General features: G+C 64.5%; 24 protein-coding genes. 14 read left to right on the top strand and 10 right to left on the bottom strand.

Features of this window, described 5'->3' with window-relative positions; genetic code table 11:
• Positions 1-199: 199 nt before the first annotated feature.
• On the bottom strand, positions 200-631 hold the full coding sequence (locus tag RMET_RS33730) for a type II secretion system protein G (protein WP_029310161.1): 432 nt from the start codon (positions 629-631) through the stop codon (positions 200-202).
• 270 nt (positions 632-901) lie between these two features.
• Between RMET_RS33730 and RMET_RS24625 the strand changes: the two genes are divergently transcribed.
• The 7 genes from RMET_RS24625 to msuE all read left to right on the top strand — a co-directional run bounded on the left by RMET_RS24625 (position 902) and on the right by msuE (position 7,971).
• The gene (locus RMET_RS24625; RefSeq protein WP_008651197.1) at positions 902-1,360 is read left to right on the top strand and encodes a MarR family winged helix-turn-helix transcriptional regulator; all 459 of its coding nucleotides are present in this window, start codon (positions 902-904) and stop codon (positions 1,358-1,360) included.
• Positions 1,361-1,365: 5 nt separating this feature from the next.
• Entirely contained in the window at positions 1,366-3,345 is a 1,980-nt protein-coding gene (locus RMET_RS24620) for an FUSC family protein (protein WP_011519222.1), read from the top strand.
• Positions 3,345-3,554: a DUF1656 domain-containing protein gene (locus RMET_RS24615; protein WP_008651199.1), complete on the top strand. Its 210-nt coding sequence runs from the start codon at positions 3,345-3,347 to the stop codon at positions 3,552-3,554. The genes RMET_RS24620 and RMET_RS24615 overlap by 1 nt, the downstream gene beginning before the upstream one ends.
• A complete protein-coding gene (locus RMET_RS24610; protein ID WP_011519220.1) occupies positions 3,551-4,537 on the top strand; it encodes an efflux RND transporter periplasmic adaptor subunit in 987 nt (328 codons plus the stop codon). Before RMET_RS24615 ends, RMET_RS24610 begins: the two co-directional genes overlap by 4 nt.
• Entirely contained in the window at positions 4,534-6,024 is a 1,491-nt protein-coding gene (locus tag RMET_RS24605) for an efflux transporter outer membrane subunit (protein ID WP_011519219.1), read from the top strand. Before RMET_RS24610 ends, RMET_RS24605 begins: the two co-directional genes overlap by 4 nt.
• A gap of 231 nt (positions 6,025-6,255) precedes the next feature.
• Positions 6,256-7,068 carry a MetQ/NlpA family ABC transporter substrate-binding protein gene (locus RMET_RS24600; protein WP_008651202.1) on the top strand — a complete coding sequence of 271 codons (813 nt, stop codon included), beginning with the start codon at positions 6,256-6,258 and terminating at the stop codon, positions 7,066-7,068.
• Positions 7,069-7,407: 339 nt separating this feature from the next.
• On the top strand, positions 7,408-7,971 hold the full coding sequence (gene msuE, locus RMET_RS24595; protein ID WP_008651203.1) for an FMN reductase: 564 nt from the start codon (positions 7,408-7,410) through the stop codon (positions 7,969-7,971).
• A gap of 54 nt (positions 7,972-8,025) precedes the next feature.
• Here the strand turns inward: msuE and RMET_RS24590 are convergent, their stop codons facing one another.
• Complete coding sequence (locus tag RMET_RS24590; RefSeq protein WP_029309901.1) at positions 8,026-9,501, bottom strand: amidase; 1,476 nt, start codon at positions 9,499-9,501, stop codon at positions 8,026-8,028.
• Between the two features lie 151 nt (positions 9,502-9,652).
• Here RMET_RS24590 and RMET_RS24585 point away from each other — a divergent pair, with 151 nt between their 5' ends.
• Positions 9,653-9,967 (top strand): excalibur calcium-binding domain-containing protein, encoded by a 315-nt coding sequence (locus RMET_RS24585; RefSeq protein WP_011519216.1) that lies wholly within the window; start codon positions 9,653-9,655, stop codon positions 9,965-9,967.
• Between the two features lie 52 nt (positions 9,968-10,019).
• Here RMET_RS24585 and fghA read toward each other — a convergent pair whose 3' ends face one another.
• The 4 genes from fghA to RMET_RS24565 all read right to left on the bottom strand — a co-directional run bounded on the left by fghA (position 10,020) and on the right by RMET_RS24565 (position 14,421).
• On the bottom strand, positions 10,020-10,868 hold the full coding sequence (fghA, locus tag RMET_RS24580) for an S-formylglutathione hydrolase (RefSeq protein WP_011519215.1): 849 nt from the start codon (positions 10,866-10,868) through the stop codon (positions 10,020-10,022).
• 11 nt (positions 10,869-10,879) lie between these two features.
• Positions 10,880-11,986: an S-(hydroxymethyl)glutathione dehydrogenase/class III alcohol dehydrogenase gene (locus tag RMET_RS24575; protein WP_011519214.1), complete on the bottom strand. Its 1,107-nt coding sequence runs from the start codon at positions 11,984-11,986 to the stop codon at positions 10,880-10,882.
• A gap of 110 nt (positions 11,987-12,096) precedes the next feature.
• Positions 12,097-13,458: an NTP/NDP exchange transporter gene (locus tag RMET_RS24570; protein ID WP_011519213.1), complete on the bottom strand. Its 1,362-nt coding sequence runs from the start codon at positions 13,456-13,458 to the stop codon at positions 12,097-12,099.
• Between the two features lie 39 nt (positions 13,459-13,497).
• On the bottom strand, positions 13,498-14,421 hold the full coding sequence (locus RMET_RS24565; protein WP_011519212.1) for an aldo/keto reductase: 924 nt from the start codon (positions 14,419-14,421) through the stop codon (positions 13,498-13,500).
• 171 nt (positions 14,422-14,592) lie between these two features.
• Between RMET_RS24565 and RMET_RS24560 the strand changes: the two genes are divergently transcribed.
• From RMET_RS24560 to RMET_RS24540, 6 genes are all read left to right on the top strand, one after another.
• Positions 14,593-15,456, top strand: a complete 864-nt coding sequence (locus RMET_RS24560; RefSeq protein WP_409365171.1) for a branched-chain amino acid ABC transporter permease — start codon at positions 14,593-14,595, stop codon at positions 15,454-15,456.
• A complete protein-coding gene (locus tag RMET_RS24555) occupies positions 15,453-16,448 on the top strand; it encodes a branched-chain amino acid ABC transporter permease (protein ID WP_011519210.1) in 996 nt (331 codons plus the stop codon). Before RMET_RS24560 ends, RMET_RS24555 begins: the two co-directional genes overlap by 4 nt.
• Entirely contained in the window at positions 16,445-17,197 is a 753-nt protein-coding gene (locus RMET_RS24550; RefSeq protein ID WP_011519209.1) for an ABC transporter ATP-binding protein, read from the top strand. The genes RMET_RS24555 and RMET_RS24550 overlap by 4 nt, the downstream gene beginning before the upstream one ends.
• A complete protein-coding gene (locus tag RMET_RS24545) occupies positions 17,190-17,891 on the top strand; it encodes an ABC transporter ATP-binding protein (RefSeq protein WP_011519208.1) in 702 nt (233 codons plus the stop codon). Before RMET_RS24550 ends, RMET_RS24545 begins: the two co-directional genes overlap by 8 nt.
• Positions 17,892-18,124: 233 nt before the next feature.
• Positions 18,125-18,391, top strand: a complete 267-nt coding sequence (locus RMET_RS33725) for a hypothetical protein (RefSeq protein ID WP_029306347.1) — start codon at positions 18,125-18,127, stop codon at positions 18,389-18,391.
• A 233-nt stretch (positions 18,392-18,624) separates the two neighbouring features.
• Entirely contained in the window at positions 18,625-19,092 is a 468-nt protein-coding gene (locus RMET_RS24540) for a GNAT family N-acetyltransferase (protein ID WP_011519207.1), read from the top strand.
• A 37-nt stretch (positions 19,093-19,129) separates the two neighbouring features.
• On the opposite strand, the gene RMET_RS24535 is transcribed toward RMET_RS24540, so the two are convergent.
• From RMET_RS24535 to RMET_RS24520, 4 genes are all read right to left on the bottom strand, one after another.
• Complete coding sequence (locus RMET_RS24535; protein ID WP_011519206.1) at positions 19,130-20,311, bottom strand: ABC transporter substrate-binding protein; 1,182 nt, start codon at positions 20,309-20,311, stop codon at positions 19,130-19,132.
• 134 nt (positions 20,312-20,445) lie between these two features.
• The gene (locus RMET_RS24530; RefSeq protein WP_011519205.1) at positions 20,446-21,807 is read right to left on the bottom strand and encodes a GntP family permease; all 1,362 of its coding nucleotides are present in this window, start codon (positions 21,805-21,807) and stop codon (positions 20,446-20,448) included.
• A gap of 173 nt (positions 21,808-21,980) precedes the next feature.
• Entirely contained in the window at positions 21,981-22,373 is a 393-nt protein-coding gene (locus RMET_RS24525; RefSeq protein ID WP_008651227.1) for a RidA family protein, read from the bottom strand.
• Between the two features lie 14 nt (positions 22,374-22,387).
• Positions 22,388-23,851 (bottom strand): N-acyl-D-amino-acid deacylase family protein, encoded by a 1,464-nt coding sequence (locus tag RMET_RS24520; RefSeq protein ID WP_011519204.1) that lies wholly within the window; start codon positions 23,849-23,851, stop codon positions 22,388-22,390.
• Positions 23,852-23,853 lie beyond the last annotated feature (2 nt).

Genomic DNA, 23,853 nt, shown 5'->3' with positions numbered 1-23,853 from the left:
GAATCATGGCGAAGTTGACCCGACGTGAATATCGGTTTTCTACGATTTTGGAATCGCTGGATCCTGGATTCAGAAAATGCTGAAGCGGGCACGCAGCGCTGGCCCCGCATCGCTTCCGCCCACGTGGTTGTTCACTGTGGGAGTGGCTACCTTTCCCGCTGCAAACACCAAAGCCAAGACGCTCAGCAGAATTAGGAATCTAAAGCTCGCGATACGGGGTGCCTTCATGCGTTACGCCGAGCGCTCCGCTGCGGACATCGAATACGCCCGCAATCGCGCGGTCTTCCAGCATCGTTGGTGATTGTGGATCGATTGGCGGCGGTACGATTTCCCAGTTGTCCGCGGTATGGGTGATTGGGTCCTGCGGAATCCTGTGCAAATAGGCGCGTTGCACTAGGGTGTCGAGGGACTGCGGATAGTGGCCATGGTCTACGTGGAATCGGGTGATCGCCTCTCTCATTGCCAACAGGTTGTTGCGGAGCGCCACTTCCTGGGAGGGTTCTGCCTCTGCGGTGAGGTGGGGCGCTATCAGCGCTATCTGCGCTATCAACCCAATCCCGATCAGCGCTGCGAGCAGTGTCGCCAGCGTGAACCTTGCTCGGCGCCGGGCGGTCGCCATGCTGATTGTCATCGTCAGTCCTTGTGGGCAGGCCATGTGGGTCTGGTTGGGGACTGTATTTCTATGAAGTTGAGGCGGATATCGCCGATCTGCGGAAGTGCCCGTAACGTTGCTGCCGACGGATGTTTTCAGATGTTTCTGAGGCGCTGCCAGTGGTGCCGAGGCGACGATTGCGTCCCATCTCCAAATTTCTGCACAGCACTGAGAGTCTCTTGATACACATGAACTAGTTCGCAAAGAAATCATTTGCATCCTAATAGATTCACATCTATCATTCTGCCCATGCCAAAGATCGATGCCCTTCTTTTCGCCTTCACCGGCCAGTTGATGCTGGCTGGGCGCCAGTGGCGGCAGATCAGCCAGGCCGCTGTGACCGCGCACGGGATTTCCGCTGCGGCCGCCGCGCCGTTGCTGTTCATTCGCCGTCTGGGCGGTGGTGTGCGCCAGGTGACTCTGGCCGATTACGTGGGCGTGGAAGGCGCGACGCTGGTGCGTCTGGTCGACCAACTCAGCGCGGCCGGGCTGGTGCGTCGCGAGGTGGATTCGAGTGATCGCCGGGCCAATGTGCTGTCCCTGACGGAAGAGGGCGAGCGCATGGCGGAGTTGATCGAGGTGGCGCTGAAACAACTGCGGACCGAGGTGTTCGCCGATATCAGCGAATCGGACATGGCGGCCACGTTGCGTGTGTTCGACGCCCTGGCGCGCGCGGCTGCATCTACATCGGGCAAGCAGGAGTCCTGAGCAACATGGGTAGTTGGCCGTCCGCGAGAGATTGGGTCTTTTCCATCAAGGCCTTCGTCGCAGCGATGCTGGCATTGTGGATTGCGATGTATCTCGGCCTGCCGCGCCCCTACTGGGCGATGGGCTCCGTCTATATCGTGGCGCATCCGCTGACCGGCGCCACGCGCTCCAAGGCGCTGTATCGCGTGCTGGGCACGCTGCTGGGCGCCGCCGCTGGCATTCTGATGGTCCCGCCACTGGTCAACGCGCCGCCTCTGCTGATGGGCGCCGTGGCGATCTGGACCGCCTGCCTCTTGTACGTGGCGCTGCTGCATCGCACGCCGCGCAGCTATGTCTTCATGTTGGCGGCCTATACGTTGCCGCTCGTCGCGCTGCCTTCGGTCGATAATCCAGCCGGTATCTTCGATCTTGCCGTCGCGCGGTCCGAGGAAATCTGCCTGGGCATCCTGTGCGCCAGCGTGGTTGGCGCGGTCGTGTTTCCGGCCAGCGTAGCCAATGTGCTGCGCGACAAGTCTCGCCAATGGATGGCCGATGCGACGCTGTGGGCGAGTGACATGCTGTCGGCAAGCCCCGGCAAGCAGGTGTCGCGCCACCATAGTCGCCATCGTCTGGCCGCCGATATCCTGGCGCTGGACCAACTCATCAGCCAACTGAGCTACGACGCCGAAAGTGCCCAGCGTGTGCGTGCCGCGCGTGAGCTGCGTGGCCGCATGACGATGCTGCTGCCCGTGATGTCGTCGCTGGCGACCGTCGTCGAATCGATGCAGTCCGCCGGCGGCGTGCCGGAACCCCTGGCCGCGCAGATGCGGGCGGTGAAGGCCTGGATTCAGGCGGGCGCCGCGGAAGGGGAGCGTCCCGAACTGACGTCCACGCCCGTCCAGGCGGGTTGGGATGCCGCCTTGGTCGCAGCAGCCGAAGATCGTCTGCAACAGATGGCGGCCTTGTGGCACGACTGCGTCTCGCTGTGCCGCCGCCTTGGTGAAAAGCACATCGAAGGCGAATGGCTGCCGGAGTTCCTGCGTTGGGATGTTGGCCGCGCCCGCCACTACGACCACGGCATGCTGCTGTTCTCGACCGTGACGGTGGCGCTGGCCATCTTCGCGATGGGCATGATCTGGATTCACACTGGCTGGGCCGATGGAGCTGGTGCTGTGGCGCTTGGCGCAATCTCGTGCTGTTTCTTCGCCGCGCTCGACGAGCCCGCGCCGATGATCCAGTCGTTCTTCAACTGGAACGTGGTTTGCCTGCTGATCTCGATGGTGATGCTGTTCGCGGTCCTGCCGATCGCGCACGATTTCGAGATGCTGGTGCTGATGTTCGCGGTGCCGTACCTGATCATCGGCCTGCTGGTGGCGCAGCCGCGCCTGGCGATGATCGGGATGCCGCTGGCCGTGGTTACGGCAAACGACATCGGTATCTCGGGCGCCTACAGCGCGAATTTCCAGAGTTTCTTCAACAGCAACCTGGCAGGTATCGCCGGGATTGCGTTCGCCCTGGTCTGGACGTTGGCGGTGCGGCCTTTCGGTACGCGAGCCGCAACGCGCCGGCTGGTGCGCTCCGGCTGGAGTGACATCGCCGAGAACGCCGTGAGTACGCGTCCGGAGTCTCATTCGACGCTGCGCGCGCGGATGCTCGATCGTCTGGCACAACTCGTGCCCCGGCTGGCTGCGAGCGAAAGCGAAGTATCTGCCGACGGCTTCAGCGAAGTGCGTGTGGAACTCTGCACGCTGGCGCTGCAACGCGAGATGGCGGAGCTGGAAGCCGATGAGCAGCATGCAGTGAATCGCGTGCTGCGCAGCGTGTCCGGCTATTACCAGTCACGTTTGAAAGGTGCCATCGATGCGCCGCCGCCGGCGTTGCTGACGCGACTGGGCAAGGCCCAGCAGAAGGTGCGTTCGCGTATCGCACTGGCGGCTCTCGTGGACCTTCAGGTTGCCCTGTTTCCGCCGGTCGTGGTGCCGGCAACCGTTTCCGGAAAAGCATGATGCCCGGTGAAATCAGTATCTATGGCGTGTACATCCCCAGCTTGCTGGTGTGGATGCTTGCCGCCTTCGTCATTACGAGCGCCGCGCGGGCGGTGCTGACGCGTGTCGGCTTCTACAAGCTCGTGTGGCACCGTTCCCTCTTCAACCTGGCGCTATATGCGATCGTCCTCGGTGGGGTGGTTGCGTTGGTGCCCTCGCTGCAATCATGAAACTGAGACTCTCCTCGCTCGGGCCAGTTGTGCTGACGCTGGCCGTCACCGCCGTTGGCGCGGTCGTCGTCAAACACCTGTGGGACTACTACACCGTGGCGCCGTGGACGCGCGACGGTCACATTCGCGCCGAGGTGGTGCAGGTGGCGCCCGATGTCTCCGGGCTGGTCACGCGGATCGCGGTCAAGGACAACCAGCATGTGAAGGCAGGCGACGTCCTGTTCGAGATCGACCACGAGCGCTATGCGCTGGCGCTGCGTCAGGCGGAAGCCACGGCGGCGGCGGTGCGCGCCAATCTGGCCCAGGCACGCCGCGAGGCGAAGCGCAGCCAGACGCTTTCCGAGGTGGTTTCCAAGGAAATCGTCGAAGAGGGGCTGGCCAAGGTGCAGCAGGGCGAGGCCCAGCTGGCACAGGCCGAGGCCGCGATCGGCGTGGCGAAGCTGAATCTGGAGCGCACCCACGTGGTGAGCCCGGTGGAAGGCTACGTCAACGACCGCCTGCCGCGTCTGGGGGATTACGTCGTGACCGGCAAGCCGGTGCTGTCGATGGTCGATTCGAACTCGTTCCACGTGGAAGGCTACTTCGAGGAAACCAAGCTGAAGGGTATCCATATCGGCAGCCCCGTCGATATCCGCGTCATGGGCGAGAAGCGCGTGCTGCACGGCCATGTGCAGAGCATCGCAGCCGGTATCGAAGACCGTGATCGCACCAATGGCTCGAACCTGCTGCCGAACGTGAATCCGACGTTCAACTGGGTGCGTCTGGCGCAGCGCGTGCCGGTGCGCATCCAGTTCGACCAGATGCCCGAGGATGTGCGCCTGGTGGCAGGACGCACGGCCACCGTATCGGTGAAGGCCGATGACGAGAAGAACATCGGGGAAACGGGAGACAAGCCGACCGCGCCGGCGGCCGGCCGTAGTGCCTCGCAGGACAAGGTTGCGCTGGCCGGCAAGCGCGCGCCCTCAACCGGAGCAGTGCAGTGAAACGCTTTGCCCGTGCCTCGCTGGCGGCGATGTTGCCGCTTGCGCTGGCCGCTTGCATGACCGTCGGCCCTGATCACAAGGTGCCCGACGATGCGGTCGTGAAGTCATCGGCCGCCAATGGACCGTTTGCCGGCACCGACAGCGATGCGGTGTCGATCGGCGACGTTCCGAACGACTGGTGGCGTCTGTACGACGATCCCCGTATCGACGAGCTGGTGCAGCAAGCGCTGGTGGCCAACACCGACCTGCGTGTGGCCGCCGCCAATCTGAAGCGCTCGATCGCCGTGTATCACGAGGTGGAAGCCGAGAATCTGCCGGAAACGAAGTTCCGGGCCAGTGCGGAGCGCGGCCAGATCGCTGGCGAACCGCTGCTGCACGAAGAGAAGATTCCGGTGATGAACTTCGGCGACATTGGTCTCAATGTTTCGTACCTGATTGACTTCTGGGGCAAGCTCAAGCGTGCCGACGAAGCCGCCTTGGCATCGGCGCAGGCCAGCCATGCGGCGCTGGACCAAGCTCGTGTGGGCGTGGTGGCGGAGACCGTGCGTGCGTATGTGCAAGGATGCACAGCCACGCACGAACTACATGTGGCCGCGCATCAGCTCGACCTGCAGGAACGCGGCGTGAAGCTGGCGCAGAAACTGGTCGATGCTGGCCGAGGTCAGCCGACCGATCTGCTGCGCGCCGAGGCGCAAGCCGACACCCTGCGTTCGGCACTGCCGAAGTATCGTGCGGAGCAGGAAGGCGCGGCATACCGCCTGGCGGTAATGCTGGGCAAGCCGCCGACTGCGCTCGATGTCAGCAGCGTGGCGTGCGAGCACGTACCGGCGTTGAAGCAGGCGCTGCCCGTTGGCGATGGCATGGCGCTGCTCAAGCGCCGACCGGACGTTCGCCAGGCCGAGCGCGAGCTGGCATCGGCAACGGCCAAGATCGGCGTGGCTACCGCTGACCTGTTCCCGCAGATTCGCATCGGTGCATCGGCAGGTTTCACCGGTATCCTCGACCACCTTGGTCAGGCGCCGACCGCGCACTGGGGCTGGGGCCCCGCGATCTCGTGGACGATCCCGACCAGCGGCACGCGCGCGCGCATCCACAACATGGAGTACGGGGCCGAAGGGGCGCTGGCTCATTTCGACGGCGTGGTGCTGAAGGCGCTGCGCGAGACGCAGACTGCGCTGTCGGCCTATACGCACGAACTGGACCGGAACGCGTCGCTGCGCTCGGCGCGCGACAAGGCCAATGAGGCAGCCCGCCAGAACCGGCTGCTGTGGCAGGCAGGCCGATCGCCGTATCTGCAGAGCCTGGATGCCGACCGCACGCTGGCCAATACCGATGCCGCGCTGGCCGCATCCGACGCGCAGGTTGCGATGGATCAGATCAACCTGTTCCTGGCGCTTGGTGGTGGATGGCAGGATGCGCCGGCCATTGCCAGTCATCCGGTGGGCAAGGAGCCCGGACAGGCCACGGAACACACCGAGGAGCACTGAGGAGCGCCGAGGAACAATAAGGTAAGCTTCGGCCTCGGCCACGCCTTGGCTGCACTATCGAACTGATTCCGGCGTCGTTGCGCGGCTTCGCCGTACGATTTGTACTGGCTGCGGCCAGGCGCCAAGCCAGAGCCGCTTCGCTTCAGTTTGATAGCGCCGCTTACCCGGCGAGGCCCGACCGCCATGACATCTGCGCTTGGCGGCTCCTCGATTCCCAGGAAAACAAGACCTATGAAAATGCTCTCGATTTCAAAGACCCTGGCTGCCGCAACCGTGGCGCTGGGTATCGTAGCCGCCGGCAACGCGGCGGCTCAGGAACAGACGATCCGCGTGGGCACCGTCAGTGGCCCCGACGCCGAAGTCTGGCAAGTGGTGCAGAAGGTGGCCAAGAAGAACGGCCTGAACGTGAAGGTGGTCGAGTTCAACGACTACGTGCAGCCGAACGCCGCGCTCGACGCGGGCGACCTCGACGCCAACAGCTTCCAGCACCAGCCGTATCTGGACAGCCAGATCAAGCAGCGTGGCTACAAGATGACCAGCGTCGGCTACACCTATATCTCGCCGCTGGGCATTTATTCGAAGAACCTGAAGTCGTCGAAGGATCTGCCGCAGGGCGCCAAGGTGGCCGTGCCGAACGACCCGTCGAACGAGAACCGCGCATTGCTGCTTCTGGCCGCCCAGGGCGCGATCAAGCTCAAGCCGGGCGTGGGCACGAATGGCGTCAACGCCACGCCGCTCGACGTGGCCGAGAACCCGAAGAAGCTGAAGATCGTGGAACTCGACGCAGCCCAGCTCGCCCGCGCGCTGCCTGACGTGGCCGCCGCCGTGATCAATACCAACTACGCGCTGGCCGCCGGCCTGCAGCCGACGAAGGACGCGATCGCGCTGGAAGACATCCACAGCCCCTACGCCAACATCATCGTCGTGCGCACGCAGGACAAGGACAAGCCGTGGGTGAAGAAGCTCGTGGCCGCCTATCAGTCGGAAGAAGTGCGCCAGTTCATGAAGGCCCAGTACAAGGGCGCCATGGTGCCGTCCTTCTAAGAAGCCGCTTCAAAGAGATTCTGGCGTCGTTGCGGGGCCTTGCCGTACTACTTGTACTGTCTGCGGCCCCGCCCTTGCAGGGCGCGCATGTGCTTGCAGGCACATGCCGTTCCGCAGGCGGCTCGCATGCGAGCCGAAACCCCTGCTTCACCCTAGCCAGAACCGCTTCGCTTCATTTTGAAGCAGCTTCCAAGCAGCAAAGTCCCATTACCTTGGCTTGATGCGGAACGGCGGCCAATGGTCGCCGTTTTTGCATCTATCCATAGTCGAATTGCTTCGTTCGCAACGCACGGACGGGGCGCTAAGGTAGGGGACCGATTCCCGCCCCGGAGACTTACCGTGTCAACCCCGCTCAAAGTCGTTGCCGTCAATGGCAGTGCTCATCAACCGTCCCGCACGCTCGTACTGGTGCAGGCACTGCTGGCCGAACTCGATCAACGGCTCGTGCTGGATACGCAGATTGTCGACCTCAGCGAGATCGCCCGACCGCTCGGCGCGTCGCTGACCCGCGACGAACTGCCGCCCGACATCGAGGCACAACTGGCCGCGATCGAATCGGCTGATCTCGTGATTGCCGCGGCGCCGGTGTATCGCGGTTCGTTCCCCGGTCACTTCAAGCATCTGTTTGACCTGGTGGGCATGGATGCGCTGGCAGGCAAGCCGGTACTGCTGGCAGCCACCGGTGGCAGTGACCGTCATGCGCTTGTGCTCGAGCACCAACTGCGTCCGCTGTTCAGCTTCCTGCAGGCGCTGACGCTGCCAATCGGTGTGTACGCTTCCACGGCGGATTTCGATGGGTATCAGGTGGGCAGCAAGTCGCTGGCCGACAGGATCACCCTCGCGGTCGAACGTGCCGCGCCGTTGTTTGCCAATGCAGCGAGGCAGTTGCGGCGGGTGGCCTGAAGTACCGTACGGTTTTCTCCCCTCCCTGCACGACGTGAGAGGGGAGCAGAACCCTCAGCCTTCGATAGCCGGCGGCAGGCGATCATTGACCCAGTCGCGCACCTTCTCATAGGCCGCTGCGAGTTGCAGCACACCCAGATCGTCGCGCGGCCTGCCGATCAGTTGCATCCCCATTGGCAATCCGTCCGCGCTGAATCCCACCGGCACGCTGATCACAGGGCAGCCCGATAGCGTCCACGCGACCACCACTTCCATCCAGCGATGGTACGTGTCCATCTGCCTGTCGGCGATCTGCTTCGGCCAGTGTTGCGTGACGTCGAACGGAAACACCTGTGCGGTGGGCACGGCGATGTAGTCGAACTGGGTGAACGTCCGTTGCAGCGCCTGGTACCACGCACTGCGATCGGTGCTGGCGGCGTACAGATCGCTGGCCTTGAGGTCCAGCGAGCCTTCGATTTCCCATATCGCCTCGGACTTGAGCTGCGCACGCGTGGACGGATTGGTGTACAGCCCCAGACGCGAATTCCCAGTCAGGAAATGGCGATAGACAAGCCAGGTTTGCCAGATTTTCTCGGGCGGGTAGGGTGCTTTGATGGCCTCGACGTCCACGCCGAAATCCGGGAAGAAGCGCAGCGCCTGCTCGCAGAGCGACAGGATGCCGTCTTCCATCGGCAGGTAACCACCCCAGTCGCCCAGCCATGCAACACGCTTGCCGGTGAGATCCGTTTTCAGTATGTCCGCGACGTTTGCCGGTGTCAGCGAAGCCAGCATCGGATCGTGTGGCAGCGCCTGCGGCGTGCGCGCGTCGGGGCCGGATTGCGTGGCCAGCAGTAGCGCGAGATCCTCGACATTGCGTGCCATCGGCCCTTCGCTGCCCAACTGGGGCAGAAACAACTCCGGCGTCGGGCCGTAAGGCACGCGTCCCGCTGAAGGCCGGAACCCATAGACATTGCAGAACGCAGCGGGATTGCGCAGCGACCCGCCAAAGTCGCTGCCATCGGCAACCGGCAGCATACGCAGCGCCAGCGCGGCGGCTGCACCACCACTGGAGCCGCCAGCCGAGCGCGTGGGATCGTAGGGATTCAGCGTGGCGCCATAGACGGGATTGAACGTGTGCGACCCCAGCCCGAACTCAGGCGTGTTGGTCTTGCCGATCAGGATCGAGCCGGCACGTCGCATACGCTCTACGATGACCGAATCACTGGCGGGGATATTGTCGCGAAAGATCGGCGATCCGTACGTTGTGCGAATGCCGCGCGTCATCGCCAGATCCTTCGGCGCCTGCGGGAAGCCATGCATCCAGCCGGAAGACTTGCCCGCCGCCAGCGCTTCGTCGGCCGCCGATGCCTCGCGCATCAGCGCTTCCTCGTCCTGCATGGCGACGATGGCGTTGCTGCCCGGGTTGACTCGGGCGATGTGCGCCAGATAGGCCGTCATGACTTCCCGGCTCGACACCTCCTTCTTGTGAATGGCCTCGGAAAGCTGTCGGGCAGACAGCATGACGATGGGGTCGGGACGGTAGGCGGACATCGGAGGAGGGCGCAAATTGGATGTGGCGGAAGACGGCATCATGAATGAATTGCCCGCGCTCGTGTATTGGGAGTTGACCGCGAGGCGTGTTGATCACGCCATGTCGTATCATTCCTGCCCAAAACCACAAAAATGACACTAGGGAGAAGCAATGCGCAAGCTGATATTGGTCGCCGCACTGTGCGCCGCCGGGTACTACTACTATCAGCACGACCGGCAGGCGCGCCTGCTGGCGGCAACGGAGATTGTGGCGGCAACGGAGACTGTGGCGGCCGAACCGTCTGCGCCGATCAGCCTGAGTCGGTCGAAACCGGCGGTGCAGTCATTCAGTTGCCAGGGCAAGACCAGATGCAACGAGATGACGTCCTGCGACGAGGCAACGTTCTATCTTCAGAACTGTCCTGGTACGAAAATCGATGGCGACGGTGATGGCATCCCATGCGAGAGGACGCTCTGCGGCGGCTAGAGGGATTCAGGCGTGAATGGATGCCGGCGCCGGGATGCGCCGGCATCAGTCCTTAAAGCTGCTCTGCGTGATGCCGCACGTGGTCGGCAATGAACGTCGAGATGAAGTAGTACCCGTGGTCGTACCCGTCGTGCCGACGTAGTGTCAGGGGCTGCCCGGCCTTTTCACAGGCGGCCTCGAACACTTCCGGATGCAGTTGCTCGGCCAGGAATTTGTCGGCGAGCCCCTGATCGATCAGGATGCCGGCCGGGAAGGGTGCCGACGTCTGCGCGCGCATCAGGGCACTGGCATCGTGCTGGGCCCAGCGGCTGCGATCTTCGCCAAGGTAGCCGGTGAACGCCTTCACGCCCCACGGGCAGTCCGACGGCGCCGCGATTGGCGCGAACGCCGATACCGATCGGAACCGCTGCGGGAAGCGCTGGGCCAGTACCAGCGCGCCATGTCCACCCATGGAATGCCCAAAGATCCCTACCCGTGCCGCATCGGCGGGAAGCTCGCGGGTCACCAACTGGAACAACTCATCCGCAACGTAGCTCTCCATGCGCCAGTGCATGCGCCATGGCGTTTCGACCGCATCCACGTAGAAGCCGGCGCCCACGCCGAAGTCCCACGCATCGGCCTCGCCCGGCACATGCGCGCCGCGCGGACTCGTATCCGGGCCCACCAGGATCAGGCCGTGCTCGGCGGCAAAGCGCTGCGCGTTAGCCTTGATCGCGAAGGTTTCCTCGGTGCAGGTCAGGCCGGCCAGATAGAACAGCGCTGGCAGCGGCTTCGCGCCGGGTTGCAGCGCCTGCGGCGGGAGATAGACCGAGAACCGCATCGGCAGCCCGATGGCCACCGACTGGTGCTGGTAGAAGCGCTGGACGCCGCCGTGGCAGCCGTGTTCTGACAGCAGTTCCATGGATCGCGTCCTCAGTACAGGACCACCGAGCGGATCGATTCGCCGCGCTTCATCAGGTCGAAGCCCTCGTTGATGCGGTCGAGCGGCAGCGTATGCGTGATCAGGTCGTCGATGTTCAGCTTGCCGTCCATGTACCAGTCGACGATCTTGGGCACATCGGTGCGCCCGCGCGCGCCGCCGAAGGCCGAGCCCTTCCATTCGCGGCCCGTGACGAGCTGGAACGGACGGGTGGAGATTTCAGCGCCCGCTTCGGCCACGCCGATGATGATCGACTTGCCCCAGCCCTTGTGGCAGCACTCCAGCGCCTGACGCATGACCTGCGTGTTGCCGATGCACTCGAACGAGTAGTCGGCGCCGCCGTCGGTCAGTTGGACGATGTGGTCCACCACGTTGTCGACATCCTTCGGATTCACGAAGTGGGTCATGCCGAACTTGCGTGCCATCGCCTCGCGCGCGGGATTGAGGTCCACGCCGATGATCTTGTCCGCGCCCACCATCTTTGCACCCTGGATCACGTTCAGGCCGATGCCGCCCAGGCCGAACACCACCACGTTCGCGCCGGCTTCCACCTTGGCCGTGAAGATCACCGCGCCCACGCCCGTGGTCACGCCGCAGCCGATGTAGCAGACCTTGTCGAACGGTGCGTCGGGGCGGATCTTCGCCAGCGCGATTTCGGGCACCACGATATGGTTGGCGAACGTCGACGTGCCCATGTAGTGGAAGATCGGCTTGCCATCGATCGAGAAGCGCGAGGTGCCATCCGGCATGAGGCCCTTGCCCTGCGTGGCGCGGATGGCCTGGCACAGGTTGGTCTTGCGCGACAGGCAGAACTTGCACTGACGGCATTCCGGCGTGTAGAGCGGAATCACGTGATCGCCCGGCTTGAGCGACGTGACGCCCGGACCAACGTCGGTGACGATGCCCGCGCCTTCATGGCCCAGGATGGCGGGGAAAATGCCTTCGGGGTCCGCGCCGGACAGCGTGTAGTAGTCCGTATGGCAGATGCCGGTGGCCTTGATCTCCACGAGGACTTCGCCCGCGCGCGGACCGTCGAGGTCCACCTCTTCGATGGTGAGTGGTGCACCGGCTTTCCAGGCGATGGCGGCTTTGGTTTTCATGAAGCAACTCCCGAGCGAATGAATTGAGGCGGCACGTGTCCGCGTGACAGGCTAATACCAAGGCCACGACTATAAGCCGAACCGCGCACACGAGCCAGACCGGCGGGCGATTATCGGCTGCCGGTCTGGCCCCGGGCGAGTACAGCCGGTGAGGATTTCTCGACTGTCAGTTCGGTCAGTTGACCTTCGTGCTGGCGGCCAAGCCACCAGCCTAGCCAGCCCCACACGATGGCGAGTACCGCGCCCGCCAGCGCCACGGTTGCGGGGTGCCCGGACAAGGCGTCGATCGCCGTTTTCACCCAGGCGCTGACGGCATCGCCGGCACGATAGATTGCGGTATCGATGACGTTCTTGGCCTTGTACTTGGTTTCCGGGTCGACCACCGTAAACAGCATCTCCCGGCCGGGGCGCAGCATCGCGTACTCCCCGACGCGCCGCACGATCATGGCAGCCGCGAGCACGCCGAATGTGGGCCACATCGCCAGTAGCAGGAAGCCGCCGGTCACGGCCAGCGGCACGGCGGTCAACAGGGCGGTCACGCCGTAGCGCCGCGCCACGCGTCCTGAAAAGAAGATCTGCACGAGGATCGTTAGCGCCTGCACGGTGGCGTCGAGCGCGCTGAATACCTGTGTCTGCTGCGCACGCGAGTGGAAGGTGGCCGCCACCAGTCGTGCCTGCTCGAAGTAGAGGAACGTGCTCGATGTGGCCAGCAGGATCACGAACAGGCTGATACCGATGAGGTACCGGGAACGGAGGACCAGGGACAGGCCAGCCCAGAGTCCGCCGCCTACCGGTTGCGCGGGGTCCGCCGCCGAAGCTGTCTCGCTGCCGGGCGCACCCGCTCCATACCTGCGTCGCCAGGCGAACAGGTAGCCGACCCCGGGCAGCGTCGCGGCCAGCAACGCGGCCGACAGCAACATCAGGCCAGTCAATCCGATGTGTCCCACGAGCCCGGCGCCGAGTACGGGTCCGGCGAGACCACCTGCGCTGGCGCCCGCCGCGATGATGGCGAACAGTCGCTTGGCCTGTTCGGGCCGAAATACATCGGCCATCAGGCTCCACGCCACCGATACCACAAACAGGTTGAAGACCGAGATCCAGACATAGAACACGCGGGCCAGCCAGACACTATCGGGCAGGGCGCGGGTGACCAGCGCGAACGCCACGAGGTTGGCGATGAAGAATGCGTAGACCCATGGCACGAAGCGCCGGCGCGGCAGCCACTTGCAACATGCGCCGTAGAACGGGATGGCCACGAGCATCACCACGAACGTCGCGGTAAACAGCCACTGCAGATTCTGCACGCCGCCAGCGATGCCCATCGTCTCCCGCACGGGCCGCAGCATGAAGTAGCTCGCGAACAGGCAGAAGAAGAATAGGAAGCCCGCCACCACGGCCGGGGTTTCGCTCCGATCGATGCCAAGCAGCCCGCTGGGGCCGGCGGGATTGGGAGGCAGGTCCGGAGTGTCCATGGCGAGGGCCGACGGTCAGGCCAGCAGTCAGGTCAGCAGTCAGGCCAGCGCCGCTGCGATGCGGGCGCGTTCGGGCGTATCGGGCATCCGCCCGAACGCGGCGCCTGCGTTGTCGAGCATATTGTGCGGATTGGAGGTGGCCGGGATGGCGGCGGTGACAGCGGGATGACTGACGATGAACTTCAGGAAGAGCTGACCCCAGGACTCGCAGTCGACCTCGGCGGCCCAGTCTGGCACGGGCTTGCCCTTGACGGCCGCAAACAGGCGCCCGTCCTGGAACGGGCGGTTGATCAACACGGCTACGCCGCGCTCCTGGCATAGCGGCAGCAACACGCGCTCGGCACCGCGTTCGCCCAGTGAATAGTTGATCTGGACGAAGTCGAGCCTCTCGGCCCGCACGATCTGCGCGACGGCATCCTGCGCGTCTTCCCGATAGTGGGTGATGCCGATATACCGCGTCTTGCGCTGTTCCTTCCATTGCCGAAGCAGCTTCAGGTTGTCGCGCCAGTCGATCAGGTTGTGCACCTGCAGCAAATCGACCGCATCCGTATGCAGATCAGATAGCGAACTGGCGAACTGCGCTGGTGCACTGGCTGCGTTGGCTGAGATCTTGGTGGCCAGGAAGACGCGGCGCCGCGCGTCGGCGGCTTGCAGCAGGTCGCCGGTCACCGCTTCGGCGCTGCCATAGCTCGGCGCGGTATCGACGACGGCGCTTGGCAGGCGTTGCAGCAGCACGGCCATGACTTCGGTCAGGGGTGCGCGTTCTTCGGTGCTCTTGCCGGTGTTGAACGTACGGGCCGTCCCCATGCCAATGACGGGCAATTGCACGGTCGAGCCCGGAATCTTGCGACGCATCGGCGCGTCGACGGTTGCGGCGCTGGCCGTGTTGCCGAGCGTGAGGCCGGCTGGCAGCGCGGCCAGCGAGGCGGAGATTCCCAGAAAGGTGCGGCGGTCAATCGACATGGCGATGTCCCCGGCTGTCAGGTGCAACGACCTTAGCGCTTGTGGGGGGCGAAGTAAACCGGCACCGGGTGCTGCGCGGGTCGCGCCCGATTGCAAAAATGCGGCGAGACCTGAACAATCGGCGCCAACCTTCCCGAACGCGCGGTCATCCATGAAAAGGACCGGATTGTGATATCGAGCTTGCCTGGCGTGCTGTTCGATGGCGTGGCATACGGCAGCCTGCTGTTCCTCATCAGCATCGGGCTGTCCGTGACGATGGGGCTGATGAACTTCGTGAACCTGGCACATGGCGCGTTCGCGATGCTTGGTGGCTACGTGGCGGTGGTGCTGATGAACCGGGCCGGGGTGCCGTTCCTGGCAGCATTGCCGCTGGCGTTCCTGGGCGCGGCGGCAGCCGGCTGGGTGCTTGAGCGCACGCTCTATCGCAGGCTGTATCGGGCCAGCCACCTGGATCAGGTGCTGTTCTCGATCGGCCTGACCTTCATGGCGATGGCGGGCGCCACGTGGCTGTTCGGCCCGGGCCAGCAGCCCGTGGTATTGCCGGATTTCCTGATCGGGCAGGTTCGCGTGGGCGGGGTCGACCTCGGCGCCTACCGCCTGTTCCTGATCGCGGTCGTGATCGCCATCACGCTGGCGCTTGGGTGGCTTGTTGCGCGTACCCGCTTTGGCGCGCAGGTGCGCGCGGCAGTCGATCATCAGCAGGCGGCGCGCGGGCTTGGCATCGACGTCGAACGCGTGTTCAGCCTGACCTTCGCGCTGGGATCGGGCCTGGCCGGACTTGGCGGTGGGCTGGGCATCGACGTGCTGGGCCTCGATCCGACGTTCCCGCTCAAGTACATGGTGTATTTCCTGCTCGTGGTCGCCGTTGGCGGTGCCGGGAGTATCCGTGGCTCGCTGGTCGCCGCGATCGTGTTGGGCGTGGCGGACGTGGCAGGCAAGTACTACGTGCCCGAGATCGGCGCGTTCGTGATCTACGCAATGATGGTGCTGCTGCTGGTAGCGTTTCCGGCAGGTCTCTACGGGAGGCGCGCATGAAGACCCGTGTGCATCGTCTGCCCGATGGCCGCTGGCATCCGGCGGAGATCGTGTTCTGGCTGGCGCCGGTCGTGGCGTTCTTCTTGCTGCCCGACTACCTGATCCTCGGCAGCCAGATCCTGATCGTTGGACTCTTCGCGCTATCGCTCGATCTGATTCTGGGTTATGCGGGCATCGTGTCGCTGGGCCATGCGGCGTTCTTCGGCCTGGGCGCGTACATGGCCGGTCTGCTTGGCGCGCATGGCTGGGGTGAGCCGCTCACGGGCTTGCTAGCCGCAGCTGCGGTGGCGGCGCTGGCCGGATGGCTGTGCAGCTTCCTCGTGATCCGGGGCGGCGATCTGACCCGCCTGATGGTGACGCTCGGCATCGGTCTGATGTTGTTCGAGGCGGCGAACAAGGCGGCATTTCTGACGGGTGGCGTCGACGGGCTCTCCGGCGTGACGATGAACAAGATCCTTGGCATGTTCGAGTTCGACCTGTTCGGCAAGACCGCCTATGTCTACAGCCTGGTGGTGCTGTTTGTGATCTTTCTGCTGGTGCGAAGGCTGGTGGCTTCGCCATTCGGTCTGTCGCTGCGGGGTATTCGCGAGGGTGCGCGGCGAATGCCAGCGCTTGGGACCGACGTGCCCGCACGACTTCGGGCGGTCTTCACGGTGGCAGCGGCGATTGCCGGCGTGGCGGGCGGCTTGCTGGCCCAGACCACGCAGTTTGTCGGCATGGATGTGCTCGGCTTTCCGCGCTCGGCTGAATTGCTGGTGATGCTGGTGCTTGGTGGCACTGGGCGGCTTTACGGCGCGTTGGTTGGCGCGGCATTGTTCATGATCGCGCAGGACGTCCTGGCTGGTATCAACCCCGTGTACTGGCAATTCTGGATCGGGTTGCTGCTGGTGGTCATCGTGTTGTTCGCGAGAGGTGGTGTGATGGGGGCGCTGTCGGCGCTCGGCCGGCGCAGGCATCCGTCCGAGCCAGCGCGAAAGGAGGTCGACGCATGACCGCGATCCTGCGCACGGAAGGGCTGAGCAAATCGTGGGGCGCGTTCGCGGCGAACAGCGACGTCTCGCTGACGTTCAAACCGGGCGCCCGCCATGCGCTGATCGGACCCAATGGGGCGGGCAAGACCACGTTTGTCAATCTGCTGACCGGGGCGCTGGCGCCGTCGGCAGGACGCATCTGGCTCGGCGAGCGTGACATCACCACGCTGCCGCAGCACGTGCGCGTGGAGCTGGGCATGACGCGCACATTCCAGATCAACACGCTGTTCCCCGGGCTGACGGTGCTCGAATCAGTAGTGCTGGCGGTCGCCGAGCGCACGGGGGCGGGGCGCGTCTGGAGGCGCACGGTGGCGTCGCAGGTCGCGCTAGTCGACGAGGCGATGGCAGTGCTGGCCATGCTCAGGCTCGAGGCCGACGCCGATGTCGAGACCCGGCAATTGCCCTATGGCAAACAGCGCCTGCTGGAGATGGCACTCGCGCTGGCCACGCGGCCTTCGATCCTGCTGCTCGACGAGCCCGCCGCCGGCATTCCGACCGGTGAGAGTGCAGAGTTATTCGCGGTGATTGCCGCGCTGCCCCGCGACATCACCATCGTTTTCATCGAGCACGATATGGATCTGGTGTTCCGCTTCGCCGAACGCATCACGGTGCTGGTGGCCGGGCGCGTATTGATGGAAGGGACGCCGGCTGAAGTCTCCACCGACCCAAGAGTGCGTGAGGTCTATCTTGGAGAGGCCGCCCATGAGTGATCTGCTACGGCTGGAGACTGTCAGCGCCGGATATGGCGAGGCGACGGTGCTCGAGCAGATCGATCTGGCGCTGGGCGCCGGCGACAGCCTCGCGCTGCTGGGCCGTAACGGCGTAGGCAAGACTACGTTGCTGTCCACGCTGATGGGCTTCACGCGATTGCGTGGGGGCAAGCTGGTCTGGCAAGGGCGGGATCTGGCCAGGGTGCCGCCGCATCGCCGTGCGCAGAGCGGCATCGGCTGGGTGCCGCAGGAGCGCTGGGTCTTTCCCTCGCTGACCGTGGAGGAGCATCTCGGCGCGGTGGCCCGGCCCGGGCCATGGGATGTCCAGCGTGTGTATCGGACCTTTCCGAGGTTGGGTGAGCGTCGGCGTAATCTCGGCAACCAGTTGTCTGGCGGGGAGCAGCAGATGCTGGCCATTGGCCGGGCACTGATGGTCAACCCCGCCCTGTTGCTGCTGGACGAGCCGATGGAAGGGCTGGCGCCGGTCATCGTGCAGGAGTTGCAGCGCGTGATCGCAGGGCTGATCGCAGACGCGGGCATGGCTGTGATCGTGGTGGAGCAACACGCGCGGTTGGCGTTGGGCATGACCCGGCAGGCGATTGTTCTGGACCGGGGCCGAGTGGTGCACCGGTCGGATAGCGCAACACTGCTGGCCAACAAGGCGTTGCTGGATCGGCTGGTTTCGGTCCGATAGCAGGGGGCGGGGCGTTCGCATTAGTGCTCGGACGATTCCGAACGTTTTCGGAATCGTCTTATATCCGTGTGGTCTCCCGGCTTTGACAATGCATGGGTCGCCGCAAGGGTGGCGACGCGGGCCACACGCCCGCCTGAACGCTTTGTCGAAAGAAAGGAGTTACGCCATGCATCGCCACGATGTCTGCATCTTACTTGCTGTTCCGGTCTCCCTCCCCCTGGGGAGGCCGGGGCATGGATAAGCCGGTACCCGGAGCCGCTTCGCGCAAGCCCGCCGGCAAGCGGCAGGCCGGGCCACCAGGGCAACCCCATGCGGGCTTTCCAGCGCCGGATGTGATGGCGTTCCGGCAGTTGCAGCGCGTCGAAGGGGCAATGGGTGTGGTGACGGTTGCAGTCGAGCACGCCGCCGCGCCGGAGTTTTCGAATGAAGGGGCTGCGCTGATCCTGCGCATGTTGAGGCAGGAGGCAGCCAGGGCTCTCGAGGAGCTGTCGCCGTACTGATTGGCGCCGGAGCGGATTCACGGTCTGTGGTATCCGCTCCGCCAATGCCCGTCAGTGCATCCGATCCGGTCTTGGGTTGAAGTTGGTAACAGGATTTTTATAAGAGGCGCTATCAAAATGAAGCGAAGCGGTTCTGGCTAGACGCGCGGGCGCAGACAGTACAAGTGGACTGGCCAAGGCCGCGCAACGACGCCAGAATCATTTTGATAGCGCCTCTAACAGGATTTTTGTCCATGGATGTTCGTACCATCGGTGTCGATGACCTCGACCTCATTTGCCAGCATCGGGAGGCGATGTTTCAGGAGGCAGGCTTTGCCCCGGGCACGTTGCGCACGATGACAGACCACTTTCGCGCCTGGCTGCGGCCACGCCTGGCGGATGGCAGCTACTTCGGCTTTCTGTTGACCGATGCGGGGCGCCCTGTAGCGGGTATCGGCCTGATGCTGGTCGACTGGCCACCGCATCCCGCGCATCCGACACAGGATCGCCGGGGCTATGTCCTCAACGTCTATGTAGCGCCAACGCGCCGGCGCCGGGGTCTGGCGCAGCAGTTGATGGCGTTGGCCGAGGCGGAGTTCGCGCGACGCGGCGTGGAATTTGCCGTTCTCCACGCTACCGAGGCAGGTCGACCGCTCTATCAACGGAGCGGCTGGAATCAGACTTCGGAGATGTCCAAGGTGATTGCCCCGCCCGCGCAGTGATGGCACGGGCGCGGCAACCACGCCGAGCGCCTTGGGGCTACTTCCCCGAGTCCTTCACGCCATCGAACTTGTCGAATTCGACGTTGTAGAGCTCGCCGTTCACCTTCTCTACCTTCCGGATATAGACCGTCTGGACCACGTCGCGGGTGGCGGGGTCAATCGTGATGGCGCCGCGCGGGCTCTGCAGTTTCATGCCCTTCAGAGCGCCAACGAGCTTGTCGCCGTCCGTCGCGCCGTTGGTCTTCTTCAGCGCATCGTAGATGGCGGCCATGCCGTCGTATGCGGCCACGGCCATGAAGTTCGGGCGTCCGGCCCCTGGGTTGGCATCGGCAAAGGCCTTCAGGAACGCCTTGTTCTCCTTCGAATCATGCGCCGCCGAGTAGTGGAACGACGTGATCACGCCCAACGTGGCATCGCCCATGGCCGGCAGCACGTGGTCGTCGGTCAGGTCGCCCGTGGCGATGACGCGGATACCGGCATCGGCCAGCCCACGTTCGCGGAAGCCCTTCATGAACGCCACGCCTTGTTCGCCTGCCGGCAGGAACAGGAACACGGCCTCGGGTTTGGCATCCTTGATGCGCTGGATGAACGGGGCGAACTCGGGATTTCGCAGCGGCACGCGGATCGATTCGACAATCTGGCCGCCACCGCCCAGGAAGTTGGTTTTGAAGGCCGTTTCGGCGTCGATGCCAGGGGCGTAGTCTGCGACCAGCGTCACGACCTTGCGGACGTTATTGCGAACGGCCCACGTCGCCATCGGTGCCGAGATCTGCGGCAGCGTCATCGACACGCGGGTGATGTAGTTTGACTTGGTGGTGATGACCGACGACGCCGCATTGAAAATCACCATCGGCTTCTTCGCCTGCTCGGCGACCGGGGCAACGGCCAGCGCCTCGGGCGTCAGGCCGAAGCCTGCCAGGATATCGACCTTGTCGCGCACCACCAGCTCCTGCGCCAGCCGCTTGGCGACCTCGGGGACCGGACCCGTGGTGTCCTTCATGATCACCTCGATCTTGCGGCCCGCCACGACGTCGCCGTTCAGCTTCTGCCAGGCCTTGATGCCGCCTTCCATCTGCTTGCCGTAGTCGGCAAAGCTGCCAGAAAACGGGGCGATCAGGCCAATCTTCACGGGATCGGCCGCAAGGGTGAGGAGGGGATACGTGAGGACGGCGAAGGCGCTGCAGGCCGTGATGGCACGCCGCATCGGACTGAACGTCATGAGAGTCTCCCGGAAGTGCAGCATCGGACGGCTGCATCGAACAGGGAGTGTAGGAGGGGTGGGGGCTTTGTGCTACCCCGGGTTTTCTCCCCCGCCGTCGGGCGGAACAGGGGAGAAAACACCGCCGCGAAGCCTCAGGTCACCGTCGCCAGTCCCAGCGTCAGTAGCAACGCCACGACCGAAATGATCGTTTCGGCGACCGACCAGGTCTTGAAGGTCTGGGTCACGGTCATGTTGAAGTACTCCTTGACCAGCCAGAAGCCGCCGTCGTTGACGTGCGACAGGATCAGCGAACCGGCGCCGGTCGTCAGCACCAGCAGTTCGGGGCGCGTGCCCGGCACGCTGGCGGCGATCGGGGCGACGATGCCGGCGGCGGTGGTCATGGCCACGGTGGCCGAGCCGGTGGCGATGCGGATCATCACGGCCACCAGCCAGCCCAATACCAGCACCGAGACGTTTGCGTGGGTTGCCACGTCGACGATGGCGGTGGAGATGCCGGAGTCGCGCAGGATGCGGCCGAAGCCACCGCCGGCACCCACCACGAGGGTGATGATGGCGGTCGGCGCCACGCACTCGTTGGTGAACTTCAGGATCGCATCGCGACCGAAGCCGCGGGCCTTGCCGAAGGTATAGAAGCTGACCAGCGCGGCGATCAGCAGTGCCATGACCGAGTTACCGATCAGCTTGAGGAAGTCGTTGGCGAAGGTCTTCGGCGTGGCAATCAGGTCCGCCCAGCTACCAATCAGCATCAGAATCACCGGCAGCAGGATCGTGAAGACAGTGATGCCGAAGCCTGGCAATTGGCGCGTGGCCTTGATGTTCTCGGCTTCTTCGGTGAACTGCGCGGCCAGCGGGTTGACCTCGGGCAGCTTCACGTGGCGGTCGATCAGCTTGGCGAACAGCGGGCCAGCGATGGCGGCTGTCGGGACACCGACGATCAGCGCGTACATGATCGTCTTGCCCATGTCAGCGCCGTAGGCCTGCACAGCCAGCAGCGCGGCAGGGTGCGGCGGAATCAGCCCGTGCACCACCGAGAGGCCGGCGACCATCGGGATGCCAACCAGCACCATCGAGGTATTGGTGCGCTTGGCGACGTTGAAGGCGATCGGGACGAGCAGCACGAAGCCTACCTCGAAGAACACCGGCAGGCCGACGATGAAGGCGATGACCACCATCGCCCAGTGCACGTTCTTCTCGCCGAAGAAGTCGACCAGCGTCAGCGCGATGCGCTCGGCGCCGCCCGATTCGGCCATCATCTTGCCAAGCATCGTGCCGAGCCCGATCACGAGCGCGATATGCCCGAGCGTGCCGCCGACACCCGCTTCGAACGACTTGATGATGTCGCCCATCGGCATCCCCACGGCGAAGCCCAGCGCCACCGAGACCACCACGAGCGTGATGAATGGGTTCAGTTTGAATTTGGCGATCAGGATCACCAGCGCGATCACGGCGATCAGCGCATAGACCAAGAGCGTGGTTCCTGTAACGGCACCCATGTCGTCTCCTTTTTGCGGGTGCCGCCGGTCCGGACGGTCCGCTTCCGCGTGTGAAAAAGCCGCTATGCCTTGTGTCGCGTAGCGGCGGGTTGAGAAAGCTGGAAAAGCTAAAAAGCTATGAAGCTGTGGCCCCGGCTCGGCTGGCTCGCCGACCACGTCCACGCCGGCCGGGTTCAGGCCGCCGGTTTCTTGTAAGCGATGCAGTCCACTTCGACCTTGCAGTCGACCACCATGCTCGATTGCACGCAGGCCCGGGCCGGCGGATTGGCGCCGAAGTATTCCTTGAAGATCTTGTTGAACGACGTGAAGTCGCGGGCATCGTCCAGCCAGACGCCGCAGCGAACCACATGCTCCGGGCCGTAGCCGGCTTCCGCCAGGATGGCCATGACGTTCTGAATGGCCTGGTGGCTCTGCGCGACGATGCCGCCGTCGATGACTTCGCCGTTGACCATCGGTACCTGGCCCGACACGTAGAGCCAGCCGTCCGCTTGCACGGCGCGTGCGAACGGCATGTGCGAGCCGCCCTGGCCGGTGCCACCTTCGACGCCGAATCGTTTGATATCCATGGAAACTCCTGTTTTCAGTGTTGTTGCTGGGTGCCGCGTGGCAGGAAGCGGCCGGCGCGTACGCCGGTGGCGGCGCGTTGCCGCCATGTCAACTCGCCGTTGACCCAGACGGCCGCAATGCCTTCGGCCGGTTGCTGCGGATCGGTGAAGCTCGCCGCGTCGCGGATCGTGGCGGCGTCGAACAGAACGAGATCGGCCCAGTAGCCTTCGCGCACGAAGCCGCGACCGGTCAGGCCGAAGCGCTCGGCCGACATGCCAGTCATCTTGTTGACGGCCACCGCGAGCGGGAACAGTTCGCGATCGCGCGCGTAGTGGCCCAGCACGCGTGGAAATGCGCCCCAAAGGCGCGGATGCGGTAGCGGGTCGTTGGGTAGCCCGTCGGACCCAACCACGGTGGCAGGATGGCTCAGGATGCGATCGACGTCCGCATCCTCCATGCAGTGATAGACGGCGCCGGCAGGCTGCAGGCGCCGTGCCGCCTCAAGCAGGTCGACGTTCCACTCGGCGGCGATATCGGCCAGCAGCCGGCCACCCATCGTGGGATGCGGCTCGGACCAGGTGACCTGGATGTCAAAGTCGTTGGTGACCTGCTTGAGATCGAGTGTCGACGAACTGGCGGTGTAGGGGTAGCAGTCGCAGCCAACCGGTTGCCAACGCTCCGCGCCTTCGAGCGCGGCGAGCACCTCGCCGCTACGGCCCCAGTTCGACACGCCCGCGCATTTCAGGTGCGAGATCACCACCGGCACGCGCGCGTGCCGGCCGATGCGGAAGGCTTCGTCCATCGCGTCCAGAATCTCCGCGAACTCGCTGCGCAAGTGGGTGGCGTAGATCGCGCCTGCCTTGGCCAGCGGTTCGGCCAGCGCCAGCACTTCGTCGGTGGGAGCGTGGAATGCGTTGGCATATGCCAGGCCGGTGGAAAGCCCAAGCGCGCCATGATCCAGGGCTTCCTGAAGCTGGCCGCGCATTGCGGCGGTCTCGGCCTCGGTCGCGGGCCTGTCGAGCCTGTCCATATGATTGCTGCGCAGCGCGGTATGGCCGACCAGTGCGGCCACGTTTACGGCTGGTTTCGCGGCGTTGACGGCTGCCACATACGTTTTGAAGTCGGGGTAGCGAAACGCGTCGGCGCGGCCCAGCAGGTTCATCGGGTCGGGTGGATCACCGGCCAGCGTGACGGGTGCGGCGCTGATGCCGCAGTTTCCGACGACCACAGTGGTCACGCCTTGCGAGATCTTCGGTGTCATCGCCGGCTCACGCACGACATTGGTGTCGTCGTGCGTATGGACATCGATGAACCCGGGGGAGAGCACCAGACCGTGACCTTCCACGACGTTTGACGCGGAATCGGGGTCGATCGCGCCAGGCTCGTCGATGCGGGCGATGCGGCCATCGCGGATCGCCACGTCGGCCAGGCGCGCCGCGGCGCCCGAGCCATCGAGCAGCAGCACGCAGCGGATCAGGGTATCGAACAGGTGTGGCATTG

Origin of the sequence: Cupriavidus metallidurans CH34, assembly GCF_000196015.1 — a bacterium.
GTDB lineage: Bacteria > Pseudomonadota > Gammaproteobacteria > Burkholderiales > Burkholderiaceae > Cupriavidus > Cupriavidus metallidurans.
This window is presented reverse-complemented; position numbering and strand designations above follow the sequence as displayed.